We start from the raw sequence: 12,191 nt of genomic DNA, 5'->3' as shown, positions 1-12,191 counted from the left end.
GCAAAACACCCCGGGCGCGAACCGGCACCCGCTGCCACCTCCTACGGAACCCCAGATGGTGCAAGATTGAACATCTGGTGCCAATTCCGGCGACGGCGTCCGCGCCATCGGCTCCGGCCCGCTAGATCCAGCCCTCCAGGGACTTCATGAAGCCGTCGAAATCGTCCCGGTGGATGGTGTGCCCGGCGCCCTCGACCGTACGGACCTCGAAGCCGCGCGCCGCGACCCGCGCCTTGTCCGCCTCCGTGAACAAGAAGCCCTCCCCGGCCACCTGCACCAGGGAGGGGACCACCGCCCGCTCCGGTATGCGCTCCTTGAGGCCGCTGCCGGAGAGGGCGAGGGCGGTGTCGGTGTCCCAGGCCTCGATCGTCGCCAGCTCGATCTGGACGTCGGCCTCCTCCCAGCGCGGGTTGAAGCCCCGGATCATCTGGTGGCCGGCGCGCTTGAACTCGATGAACAGCGCGGGGTCCATCGGGCGCTCGGTGTTGCCCAGGGTCCAGGCCGGGTCCGAGTAGACCGCGCGCCGCGGGCGCAGCCGTTCCGCCGCGAGCGACAGCGCCATCGCGCCGAGCGAGTGCCCCAGCGCGACGTCCACGTCCGCGGGCAGGGTGTCGACCAGGTCGTCGGCGAAGATCTCGTCGCTGTACGGGCCGCGCGGGCTCGCGCCGTGACCCCGCAGGTCGACGGCGATGACGCGGTAGCCGAGGCCGGCCAGTGCGGGGCCCACCCGGCGCCAGGTCCGGTGGTCCGACATGATGCCGTGGACCAGCACGGCGATCCGGTCACCGGTTCCCCACTCGTGGGTGTGCAGCTGCATGGCGAAGCCTCTCTGTGTCCGTTCCACGCCGCGGTCGGGCAGCGCCCCGGGCCCTATTGTCACCACATGAGCAAACCGCCCTTCGTACCGGACGACTTCACCGTGCCCCGCGAACTGGTCACCGACCGTTTCCGGCTGGAACCGCTCGCCCCCGGGCACAACCTCGCCGACCACACCGCCTGGACCTCCAGCATCACCCACATCCGGGCGACCCCCGGCTTCGCCGGCCGCGGCTGGCCGCCGGCCGCGGGCATGACCCCCGAGGAGAACCTCGGCGACCTGCGGCAGCACGCGCGGGACTTCGAGCGCCGCACGGGCTTCACCTACTCCGTCATCGGGATACCGGACGACGAAGTGGTCGGATGCGTCTACATCTACCCGGAACGGGACGGACATTCCGAAACCGGTAAGGACAGCGACGTATCCGGGCCGGAACACGCCGAGGGCACCCGCGGCGCCCCGGTCGCGGAGGTCCGCTCCTGGGTGCGGGCCGACCGCGCCGAGCTGGACGGCCCGCTCTACGCGGCGGTGCGCGACTGGCTGGCCGGGGACTGGCCGTTCGAAACGGTCCGGTACGCGGCCCGGGACCTGTGACCGGACGCCGGTGACGGGACGCCGGTGGCCCGACGCCGGTACGGCCGGGCTCACAGCCAGTCGGTCTCCGGCGTGGCCGCCGCCAGGGCACGCGCCGCGCCCGTACGGACCGGTGTGCCGTGCGGTACGCACAACGTGTCCACGCCGGGCAGCGCGGCCAGCCGCCGGAAGGAGGCGACGGCCTCGGCCCGGTCGACGTTGAAGGGGCCGAGGACGACCCGGCCGTCCGTGCCCGCCCCTATGAGGTCGCCGGTGAACAGCACTCCGGCGGCGGGCAGGTGGAGGGCGGTGCTGCCCGGCGTGTGGCCAGGGACGTGGAGCACATGGGCGGGTCCGGGCCAGGCGTCGAGGACGTCGCCGTCGTGGAGTTCGACGTCCACGCGCACCTGCTTCAGCGGCGGCGTACCCGCCTCCGCCATGCCCGTCAGGACCTGTTCGAGCAGGGGCTTCTCGGTGGGGGTGAGCACCGGCGGCGGCTCGGGCGCGGTGCCGCGGATGTGCGGGGCGTCCGCCGCGCCCGCCAGGACGCGGGCGCCGGTGGCGGCCACCAGGTCGGCGGCCGAGCCCATGTGGTCGATGTGGGAGTGGGTCAGCACGATCTGCCGCAGCGCGTCCGGCCGGCCGCCGAGCCGGGTCACCGCGTCGAGGATCACCGGGGCCGAGCCCGGGACCCCGGTGTCGACGGCCGCGTAACCGCCGTCGGACAGCCGTACGAGGTAGACGTGGCCCACCGGGAACGGCAGGTGCCAGACGTCGGGGGCGATCGGGTCGGGAGCGGTTCGGGCGGGGCCGGCGGAGGCGGAGTCGGTCATGTCCCGGACGCTAGCGGGCGGCCCCGGTGAAGCCACCCGCTTTGCGCCCGGGGCGAATTGAGCGGACGGCGAACGGCCCTCCCCCTGTTACCGCCCCTCCCCCTCCCCCGCCTCCTGGAAGGCCGGCAGCGCGAAGACCCGCTCCTTGGCGGCCTCGTCCATGATCTCGACCAGCGCCAGCACCGCGTCCCACAGGTCCCGCTTCCCGACCTCCAGCACCATCGCGTCCAGCTCCGCGTCCGGCAGCGCCCCCGCGGTGTCCGCCACGGCCTTGCGGGACTCCGGCGGCAACGCCCCCACCAGCGGCAGGAACTCCGCCCACAGCCCGGTCGCGACCACCGCCCGCACGACCGCGCCGAGCACCTGCGCGTCGCGCAGGGACGGCAGGGCGGCGACCGATCGCCGGTCCTCCTCGGACAGCAGGGCCACCAGCGGCAGCAGCGACTCCCACAGCCCCTGTTCGTGCGCGGTGCGGACGAGCCCGTCCAGCCGTACGGGGTCCTGGCGGGCGGCGAGGGCGGCGATCCGGGCGCGCCGCTCGGGCCCCACCAGCCCGGCCACGGCCAGCGCCTCGGGCCACAGGCCGTCGCCGGCCGCGGCCACCACCGAGGAGAGACGTTCCTCCCCCATCAGTTCCAGGATCGCGTCGAGGCGTTCGGGCAGGTCGATGAAGAATCCGACGCGCAGCACCACCCCGTCGTCGACGAGCTGGAGTATCCGCTCCAGGGCCCGGTCGCTCAGGTGCCCGACGAAACGTCCCATCGTCAGGTGGTCGCCGCGCTCCGCGAGGGCGACGGCGATGCGGACCACGAGATCCTCGTCCAGCCGGTCGACGACCCCGGCGATCCGGCGGGGGTCCAGGTGGCCGCAGGACTCGGCGGTGAAGGCGACCGGCAGCTTCTCGATGATGTCGGCGGCGCGGCCGGCCTCCAGCCGCCCGGCCACGGAGGCGGCCAGCCGCGGCCCGAGCGCCTTCTGCGAGATCGCGGCGGCGACCCCGGCCGGTACGAGTTTGGTGGCGGCGGCGATGCGGTCGAGCATGTCCGGCACGTCGTCGAAGAGCGCGTCGACGGTGCGGGCGCGGAGCTGCCGTACGTCTTCGGCGGGCAGCCCGTGTAGGAAGTCCAGCTGTTCCGGCGGGACGTCGAGCAGCTGGGCCAGCTTCTGTGCCTCGGCGCGGTTGCTGAGGGTGTCCATGGGAGCCACCGTTCGGTCGGCTAAATCGGCGGGATCAGCGGAAGAGGAGGCGGCGGACGGGGCCGCGGGCGAGGGCGGGCACCAGTTTCAGGGCTTCTTCGGCCGCGTCGTCGAGTCCGGCGGCGCGGCGCTCCTTGCAGTCGCGCAAGGCCCGCGTCAGCACACCGAGTTCCTGCGGCGCGGCGGCCGCGAGGCCGGGCGGCACCGGCGCGCCGAGCGCTTCGGCGAGTTCGCGGAGCGCCTCGGCGTCCCCGCCCGCGCCGGTCCGTGCGTCTGTTCCCGAACCTGTACCCACCAGTCCTCCCGGGGTGCGGCTACGACGGCTGCCCAGCAGCGTCGTTCCCGGCTGACTTTTAGTCAATAGCGCGGACACGGCGGACCCCCGCTTCCCCGGAACGTCGCCCTTCTTGGGGGCCGGGCACGGCCTAGGCTCAGCCGCATGAGCCCTTCCATCGCCACCAACACCCGTGTGGACCTCGACGGCCTGCTGGAGTTCGTCCGGCCCCGGCACCGCGCGATCCTGCTCACCCGGCGCTCCGACGGCACACCGCAGGCATCGCCGCTGACCTGCGGCGTCGACGACTCGGGGCGGCTGGTGATGGCGACGTACCCGGAGCGCGCCAAGGTGCGCAACGCCCGCCGCGCGCCCTCGGTGAGCGTGCTCGTGCTCTCCGACGAGTGGAACGACCCCTGGGTGCAGGTCGACGGCGAGGCGGAGGTCCTGGACGCGCCGGACTCGGTCGAGCCGCTGGTCGAGTACTACCGCAACGTCGCGGGCGAGCACCCGGACTGGCACGAGTACCGTGCCGCCATGCTCACACAGGGCAAGTCGCTGATCCGGGTGACGCCGCTGCGATGGGGACCGGTCGCCAAGGGCGGCTTCCCGGCCCACCTCGTCAAGGAGGAGGGCCAGGGGGCCGGGAGCGGCGCGTCCCGGGCGGACACGGCCGGGGACTGATCCCGCACCGCGGCCGCCACCAGCCGACCCGCGGGCACCCCTCGCGCCCCCTCAGCGGGTCTTGTACGCCCCTCCGTTGACGCTCAGCACCTGGCCCGTGATGTGCCGCGCCCCCTCGGACGCCAGGAACGCCACCGCCGACGCGATGTCCTCCGGCCGCCCCGCGCGGCCCGTCGCGGTCTCGTCCACCAGCTGGGCGCGCCGCTCGTCGGCGAGCCGGTCCCGGAAGAACTCGGTGTCCGCGATGTAGCCGGGCGAGACGACGTTGGCGGTGATGCCGCGCGGGCCGAGCGCGTCCGCCAGGTCGAGGTTCCAGGTGGCGAGTCCGGCCTTGGCCGCACCGTACGCACCGGCGGAGCCCGCGCCCCGGTCCGCGGCGATCGAGCCGATGTGCACGACGGCGCCGCCCGGGGCGAGCCGGTCCCCGACAGCCTTGGTGGTGAGGGCGGCGGTGAGCAGGTTGGCGTCCAGGTTGGCCCGGAAGGCGCGTGCGTACGAGGCCAGGTCGTCCCCCGGCGCGTCGTCCAGGTCGGTGTTGCCGCCGGCGTTGTTGACCAGGACGTCGATCCGCTCGGGCAGCTCGTCCAGGAGGCGGGTCAGCGCGGCGGGGTCGGTGTGGTCGCAGACGACGGCGCGGGCGCCGGTCTCCTCGGCGGCCTTCTCCAGCGGGGCGGCGCGGCGGCCGGTGACGACGACCGCGTCGCCCTGTGCGGCGAAGTGGCGGGCGACGGCCAGGCCGATGCCGGTGGCGCCGCCGGTGACCAGGATGGTGCGTGACATAAGGTTGCTCCCACGTCATTCATTCAGGTCTAAATTTAGGCCTTAACGTACCACCCGCAGGAGGGCCCATGGCAAGCGCGGACGCCCCGTACCCCGTCCAGGAGATCGCCGACGCCTGGGTACGCGAACGCCCCGGCACCCCCGTCTCGTCCATCGGGATCGTCACGCCCGTCTGGCAGCTGGCCAAACTGCTCGGCGACGACCGGCGCCGGGTGCTGGCCCGCGCCGGGGTGGACACCGCCACCCTCGACCTGCTCAGCGTGCTGCGCCGCGCCGGGGACCCGTACACCCTGAGCACCCGCGAGCTGGCGGCCCGCTCCATGGTGACGGCCGGCGCGGTCTCCCAGCGGGTCGCGCGCGCCGAACGCGAGGGGCTGGTGACGCGCCGCGCCGGCGAGGGCCGGCCGCGTACGGTCTGGGTGGAGCTGACCCCGGCCGGGCACACCCTCGTCGAGGAGACCGTCGACCAGGTGCTGCACCGGGAGGCGGAGCTGGTCGGCGGCCTGACGGCAGACCAGCAGGAGCAGCTCGCGGGCCTGCTGAAGCTGCTGCTCCAGGACGTGCAGACGCGGCTGGGCGACGACCGGATCACGCAGGTGGGTGACCTCGCGGACGGCGCCGGGAAAGCCGGCGGAACCGGGGAGCCCGGGGAGGCCGCGGCCCCCGGAAACGCCGGGAAATAGGTCGCGGCGCCTGCCCTCCGGTCGGGGAGGTGGACAGGCGCCGCGGGTGTTCCGCACGTCGTTGTGCGGGACATCTGTGAGCCGGGGCCGCTACACGGTCAGTGCGCGGTCCGTCGGCTTGATGGGGGCGGGCAGCGCGCTGGAGCCCGCGAGGTAGCGGTCCACACCGCGCGCGGCGGAGCGGCCCTCGGCGATGGCCCAGACGATCAGCGACTGGCCGCGGCCGGCGTCACCCGCAACGTACACGCCGGGGACGTTGGTGGCGTAGTCGGCGTCGCGGGCGATGTTGCCGCGCTCGTCCAGTTCCAGTCCGAACTGTGAGACCAGACCGTTGTCCTGGTCGGTGCCGGTGAAGCCCATGGCCAGGGTGACCAGCTGCGCGGGGATCTTGCGCTCGGTGCCCGGCTTCGGCTCCGGCCGGCCGTCCTTGAACTCCACCTCGACCAGGTGCAGCCACTGGACGTTGCCGTCCTCGTCGCCCTCGAAGTGGGTGGTGGAGACCGAGTACAGCCGCTCGCCGCCCTCCTCGTGCGCGGAGGTGACCTTGTAGAGCATCGGGAACGTCGGCCACGGCTGGTTCGGGTTCCGCTCGTCGCCGGGCTTGCCCATGATCTCCAGCTGGGTGACCGAGGCCGCGCCCTGGCGGTGCGCCGTGCCGACGCAGTCCGCGCCGGTGTCGCCGCCGCCGATGACGACGACGTGCTTGCCCTCGGCGGTGATCGGGGCGACGGTCAGGTCGCCCTCCTGCACCTTGTTGGAGAGCGGCAGGTACTCCATCGCGAAGTGGACGCCGTTCAGCTCGCGCCCGGGGACCTTCAGATCGCGGGAGGTGGTGGCCCCGGCGGCGATCACGACGGCGTCGTAGCGCTTGCGCAGCTTGGCGGCGTCGATGTCCCGGCCGATCTCCACCTCCGTACGGAACTTGGTGCCTTCCGCCCGCATCTGCTCGATACGGCGGTTGATGTGGCGCTTTTCCATCTTGAACTCGGGGATGCCGTAGCGGAGGAGTCCGCCGATACGGTCCGCGCGCTCGTAGACGGCGACGGTGTGGCCCGCCCGGGTCAGCTGCTGGGCGGCAGCCAGGCCCGCCGGGCCCGAGCCGATGACGGCGACCGTCTTGCCGGACAGGCGCTCCGGCGGCTGCGGGGTGACGTCCCCGTTGTCCCACGCCTTGTCGATGATGGTGACCTCGACGTTCTTGATGGTCACCGGCGGCTGGTTGATGCCCAGCACACACGCCGACTCGCACGGGGCGGGGCACAGGCGACCGGTGAACTCCGGGAAGTTGTTGGTCGCGTGCAGCCGCTCGCTGGCGGCCGTCCAGTCCTCGCGGTAGGCGTAGTCGTTCCACTCGGGGATGAGGTTTCCGAGCGGACAGCCGTTGTGGCAGAAGGGGATGCCGCAGTCCATGCAGCGCCCGGCCTGCTTGCTGATGATCGGCAGCAGCGAACCGGGGACGTAGACCTCGTTCCAGTCCCGGACGCGCTCCTCGACGGGGCGGGTCTCGGCGACCTCGCGGCCGGTGGTCAGGAAGCCCTTGGGGTCAGCCATTGATCGCCGCCTCCATCATCTTCTCGTGGGTCTCGGACTCGGAGAGCCCGGCTCGCTCGGCGGCGTCCTTGGCGGCGAGCACTGCCTGGTAGGTGGCCGGAATGACCTTGCTGAAGCGGGCCAGCGCGGCGTCCCAGTCGGCGAGCAGCTTCGCGGCGACGGTGGAGCCGGTCTCCTCCTGGTGGCGGCGCACGACGTCGTGCAGCCACTGCCGGTCGGTGGCGTCCAGCTCGGTGGTCACGGCGGCGGTCAGCTCACGGTTGACGTTGGCCGGGTCCAGGTCGACGACGTACGCGATGCCGCCGGACATACCGGCCGCGAAGTTGCGCCCGGTCTCGCCCAGGATGACGGCGTGGCCGCCGGTCATGTACTCGCAGCCGTGGTCGCCGACGCCCTCGGACACCACGGTGGCACCCGAGTTGCGGACGCAGAACCGCTCGCCGACCCGGCCGCGCAGGAACAGTTCGCCGCCGGTGGCCCCGTAGGCGAGGGTGTTGCCCGCGATGGTCGAGTACTCGGCCAGGTGGTCGGCGCCGCGGTCCGGGCGGACCACGACCCGGCCGCCCGACAGGCCCTTGCCGACGTAGTCGTTGGCGTCGCCCTCCAGGCGCAGCGTGACGCCGGGCGGCAGGAACGCGCCGAAGGACTGGCCGGCCGAGCCGGTGAAGGTGATGTCGATGGTGTCGTCGGGCAGGCCCTTGCCACCGAACTTCTTGGTCACCTCGTGGCCGAGCATGGTGCCGACGGTCCGGTTGATGTTCCGGATCGCCACCTGCGCCCGTACGGGCTGCGCGGCCTCGGCGGTGTCCGCGGACAGCGCGTCGCCGGACAGCTTGATCAGCTCGTTGTCGAGCGCCTTCTCCAGGCCGTGGTCCTGGATGACGACCTGGTGGCGTACGGCGCCCTCGGGCAGCTCGGGCACGTGCAGCAGCGGGGCCAGGTCCAGGCCCTGCGCCTTCCAGTGGTCGACGGCCTTGGAGGTGTCGAGCAGTCCGGCGTGGCCGACCGCCTCCTCCAGCGAGCGGAAGCCCAGCTCGGCGAGGATCTCGCGGACCTCCTCCGCGATGAACTGGAAGAAGTTGACGACGTACTCGGCCTTGCCGTTGAACCGCTCGCGCAGCGTGGGGTTCTGGGTGGCGATGCCGACCGGGCAGGTGTCCAGGTGGCACACCCGCATCATGACGCAGCCGGAGACCACCAGCGGCGCGGTCGCGAAGCCGTACTCCTCGGCGCCCAGCAGGGCGGCGATGACCACGTCGCGGCCGGTCTTGAGCTGACCGTCGGTCTGCACCACGATCCGGTCGCGCAGGCCGTTGAGCAGCAGCGTCTGCTGCGTCTCGGCCAGGCCCAGCTCCCAGGGGCCGCCCGCGTGCTTGAGCGAGGTCAGCGGGGAGGCGCCCGTACCGCCGTCGTGGCCGGAGATCAGGACCACGTCCGCGTGCGCCTTGGAGACACCGGCGGCGACCGTGCCGACGCCGACCTCGGAGACCAGCTTCACGTGGATGCGGGCCTGCGGGTTGGCGTTCTTCAGGTCGTGGATGAGCTGGGCGAGGTCCTCGATGGAGTAGATGTCGTGGTGCGGCGGCGGGGAGATCAGGCCGACGCCCGGCGTCGAGTGCCGGGTCTTCGCGACCCACGGGTAGACCTTGTGGCCGGGCAGCTGGCCGCCCTCGCCGGGCTTGGCGCCCTGCGCCATCTTGATCTGGATGTCGTCGGAGTTGACCAGGTATTCGCTGGTCACGCCGAACCGGCCGGACGCGACCTGCTTGATCGAGGAGCGGCGCGCCGGGTCGTACAGGCGCTCCGGGTCCTCGCCGCCCTCACCGGTGTTGGACTTGCCGCCCAGCTGGTTCATGGCGATGGCGAGGGTCTCGTGCGCCTCCTGGGAGATGGAGCCGTACGACATCGCGCCGGTGGAGAAGCGCTTGACGATCTCCGAGGCGGGCTCGACCTCCTCCAGCGGCACCGAGGGGCGGTCCGACTTGAAGGAGAACAGGCCGCGCAGCGTCATCAGGCGCTCGGACTGCTCGTTCACCCGGTCCGTGTACTGCTTGAAGATGTCGTAGCGGCGCGAGCGGGTGGAGTGCTGGAGGCGGAAGACCGTGTCCGGGTCGAAGAGGTGCGGCTCGCCCTCGCGGCGCCACTGGTACTCGCCGCCGATGTCCAGCGCGCGGTGCGCCGGGGCGATGCCGGTGGCCGGGTACGCCTTGGCGTGCCGGGCGGCGACCTCCTTGGCGATCACGTCGATGCCGGCGCCGCCGATCTTCGTGGTGGTGCCGTGGAAGTACGCGTCCACGAAGGACTGGTCCAGGCCGACGGCCTCGAAGACCTGCGCGCCCCGGTAGGAGGCGACGGTGGAGATGCCCATCTTGGACATCACCTTCAGAACACCCTTGCCGAGCGCCTTGATCAGGTTCTTGATCGCGGGCTCGGCGTCGGCGTCCTTCGGCAGGAACGTACCGGCGCGGACCAGGTCCTCGACGGACTCCATCGCCAGGTACGGGTTGACCGCGGCCGCGCCGTACCCGATGAGCAGCGCGACATGGTGCACCTCGCGCACGTCACCGGCCTCGACGAGCAGTCCGACCTGGGTGCGCTGCTTGGTGCCGATGAGGTGGTGATGCACCGCGGCGGTCAGCAGCAGGGACGGGATCGGCGCGTGCTCGGCGTCCGAATGCCGGTCGGAGAGCACGATCAGGCGGGCACCGTCCTCGATGGCGGCGTCGGCCTCGGCGCAGATCCGGGCGATCCGGGCGGCCAGTGCCTCGCCACCGCCGGAGACCCGGTACAGGCCGGAGAGGGTGACGGCCTTCATGCCCGGCATGTCACCGTCTGCGTTGATGTGGATGAGCTTGGCCAGCTCGTCGTTGTCGATCACCGGGAACGGCAGCATGACGCTGCGACAGGACGCCGCGGTCGGCTCCAGCAGGTTGCCCTGCGGGCCGAGCGAGGAGATCAGCGAGGTGACCAGCTCCTCGCGGATGGCGTCCAGCGGCGGGTTGGTGACCTGCGCGAACAGCTGGGTGAAGTAGTCGAACAGCAGCCGCGGGCGGTCGGAGAGGGCGGCGATCGGCGAGTCGGTGCCCATCGAACCGATGGGCTCGGCGCCGGCCTTGGCCATCGGCGCGAGGATGACGCGCAGCTCCTCCTCCGTGTAGCCGAAGGTCTGCTGACGGCGGGTCACCGAGGCGTGGGTGTGCACGATGTGCTCGCGCTCGGGCAGGTCGGCCAGCTCGATCAGGCCGGCGTCCAGCCACTCCTGGTACGGGTTCTCGGCGGCGAGCTGCGCCTTGATCTCGTCGTCCTCGATGATGCGGTGCTCGGCGGTGTCCACCAGGAACATCCGGCCGGGCTGCAGGCGGCCCTTGCGCACGACCTTGGCCGGGTCGATGTCCAGCACGCCGACCTCGGAGGAGAGCACCACCAGGCCGTCGTCGGTGACCCAGTAGCGGCCGGGGCGCAGGCCGTTGCGGTCCAGGACCGCGCCGACCTGGGTGCCGTCGGTGAAGGTGACGCAGGCCGGGCCGTCCCAGGGCTCCATCATCGTGGAGTGGTACGCGTAGAACGCGCGCCGCGCCGGGTCCATGGAGGCGCTGTTCTCCCACGCCTCCGGGACCATCATCAGCACCGAGTGCGGCAGCGAACGGCCGCCGAGGTGCAGCAGTTCCAGCACCTCGTCGAAGGAGGCGGAGTCGGAGGCGTCCGGCGTGCAGACCGGGAACAGCCGCTCCAGGTTCCCGCTGTCGCCGGTGGCGTCCGCGAACAGCCTGCTGGCGAGCTGCGACTCGCGGGCCCGCATCCAGTTGCGGTTGCCCTGGACGGTGTTGATCTCACCGTTGTGGGCGACGAAGCGGTACGGGTGGGCCAGCGGCCAGCTCGGGAAGGTGTTCGTGGAGAAGCGGGAGTGCACCAGCGCGATGGCGGTGGCGAACCGGCGGTCGGACAGGTCCGGGAAGAACGGCTCCAGCTGCCCGGTCGTCAGCATTCCCTTGTAGACGATGGTGCGCGCCGACAGCGAGGGGAAGTAGACGCCCGCCTCGCGCTCGGAGCGCTTGCGCAGCACGAAGGCCTTGCGGTCCAGGGCGAGGCCGGTGTCCTTGCCGTGCTTGTCGGCCACGAACAGCTGCGAGAAGGCGGGCATCGTGGCGCGGGCGCCGTTGCCGAGCAGCTGCGGGGCCACCGGGACGACCCGCCAGCCCAGGACCTCCAGGCCCTCTTCGGACGCGATCGTCTCGATCCGCGAGACGGCGGCCGCGGCGTCCTCGGCCACAGACGGCAGGAAGGCGATGCCCACGGCGTACGCGCCGGCGGCGGGCAGGGCGAAGGAGACGCTCTCGCGCAGGAAGGCGTCCGGGATCTGGAGGAGGATGCCGGCGCCGTCTCCGGAGTCGGGCTCGGAGCCGGTCGCGCCGCGGTGCTCAAGGTTGCGCAGGACGGTGAGGGCCTGCTCGACCAGCGCGTGACTGGCCTCGCCGGTGAGGGTCGCCACAAAGCCGACACCGCAGGCGTCGTGCTCGTTGCGGGGGTCGTACATCCCCTGCCGGGCGGGGCGCCCGTCCATGGGCGACCAGGGGGCGGCGCTGGCGCTGCCGGTGGTCACGGAGTGCGTGGACGCGGAACGCATCGGCTCTCCCAACGTCGTCGTGGCATGTGATGTGCCGAGGGACGACGTTGGCCCTCCGCGAAATTTCGTGCAGGTTACAGGATGGCTCGCTTCTCGAAAAGCGGATAGAGCCTTCCAGAATGCGGACACCACTCGTGGCGGTGGACCCGGGACGCGGGCGGACGGATCGGCCTCC

The 12,191-nt window shown here is 72.2% G+C and carries 10 protein-coding genes; 3 read left to right on the top strand and 7 right to left on the bottom strand.

Features of this window, described 5'->3' with window-relative positions; all coding sequences use genetic code 11:
- Positions 1 to 121: 121 nt before the first annotated feature.
- On the bottom strand, positions 122 to 817 hold the full coding sequence (locus ACFV57_RS15925; protein ID WP_385231357.1) for an alpha/beta fold hydrolase: 696 nt from the start codon (positions 815 to 817) through the stop codon (positions 122 to 124).
- A 66-nt stretch (positions 818 to 883) separates the two neighbouring features.
- Between ACFV57_RS15925 and ACFV57_RS15920 the strand changes: the two genes are divergently transcribed.
- Entirely contained in the window at positions 884 to 1,411 is a 528-nt protein-coding gene (locus ACFV57_RS15920) for an N-acetyltransferase (protein ID WP_385231354.1), read from the top strand.
- 50 nt (positions 1,412 to 1,461) lie between these two features.
- On the opposite strand, the gene ACFV57_RS15915 is transcribed toward ACFV57_RS15920, so the two are convergent.
- The 3 genes from ACFV57_RS15915 to ACFV57_RS15905 form a co-directional block, all read right to left on the bottom strand.
- Entirely contained in the window at positions 1,462 to 2,223 is a 762-nt protein-coding gene (locus ACFV57_RS15915) for an MBL fold metallo-hydrolase (RefSeq protein WP_385231351.1), read from the bottom strand.
- A gap of 87 nt (positions 2,224 to 2,310) precedes the next feature.
- Positions 2,311 to 3,420 carry a hypothetical protein gene (locus ACFV57_RS15910; protein ID WP_385231348.1) on the bottom strand — a complete coding sequence of 370 codons (1,110 nt, stop codon included), beginning with the start codon at positions 3,418 to 3,420 and terminating at the stop codon, positions 2,311 to 2,313.
- A gap of 34 nt (positions 3,421 to 3,454) precedes the next feature.
- On the bottom strand, positions 3,455 to 3,715 hold the full coding sequence (locus ACFV57_RS15905) for a hypothetical protein (RefSeq protein WP_385231345.1): 261 nt from the start codon (positions 3,713 to 3,715) through the stop codon (positions 3,455 to 3,457).
- Positions 3,716 to 3,859: 144 nt separating this feature from the next.
- Between ACFV57_RS15905 and ACFV57_RS15900 the strand changes: the two genes are divergently transcribed.
- Entirely contained in the window at positions 3,860 to 4,378 is a 519-nt protein-coding gene (locus ACFV57_RS15900; RefSeq protein WP_385231342.1) for a PPOX class F420-dependent oxidoreductase, read from the top strand.
- Positions 4,379 to 4,429: 51 nt separating this feature from the next.
- Here ACFV57_RS15900 and ACFV57_RS15895 read toward each other — a convergent pair whose 3' ends face one another.
- On the bottom strand, positions 4,430 to 5,158 hold the full coding sequence (locus tag ACFV57_RS15895; protein WP_385231339.1) for an SDR family NAD(P)-dependent oxidoreductase: 729 nt from the start codon (positions 5,156 to 5,158) through the stop codon (positions 4,430 to 4,432).
- Between the two features lie 68 nt (positions 5,159 to 5,226).
- On the opposite strand from ACFV57_RS15895, the gene ACFV57_RS15890 reads away from it, so the two are divergent.
- Positions 5,227 to 5,841 (top strand): MarR family winged helix-turn-helix transcriptional regulator, encoded by a 615-nt coding sequence (locus ACFV57_RS15890; protein ID WP_385231336.1) that lies wholly within the window; start codon positions 5,227 to 5,229, stop codon positions 5,839 to 5,841.
- A 90-nt stretch (positions 5,842 to 5,931) separates the two neighbouring features.
- On the opposite strand, the gene ACFV57_RS15885 is transcribed toward ACFV57_RS15890, so the two are convergent.
- Both ACFV57_RS15885 and gltB read right to left on the bottom strand, forming a co-directional pair.
- A complete protein-coding gene (locus ACFV57_RS15885; protein WP_385231333.1) occupies positions 5,932 to 7,392 on the bottom strand; it encodes a glutamate synthase subunit beta in 1,461 nt (486 codons plus the stop codon).
- Positions 7,385 to 12,016 (bottom strand): glutamate synthase large subunit, encoded by a 4,632-nt coding sequence (gene gltB, locus ACFV57_RS15880; protein ID WP_385231330.1) that lies wholly within the window; start codon positions 12,014 to 12,016, stop codon positions 7,385 to 7,387. The genes ACFV57_RS15885 and gltB overlap by 8 nt, the downstream gene beginning before the upstream one ends.
- Positions 12,017 to 12,191 lie beyond the last annotated feature (175 nt).

It is taken from the genome of Streptomyces sp. NPDC059788, assembly GCF_042732265.1.
Taxonomy (GTDB): domain Bacteria; phylum Actinomycetota; class Actinomycetes; order Streptomycetales; family Streptomycetaceae; genus Streptomyces.
The sequence above is the reverse complement of the archived record's forward strand: the minus strand, read 5'-3'. Positions and strand labels throughout refer to the sequence as shown.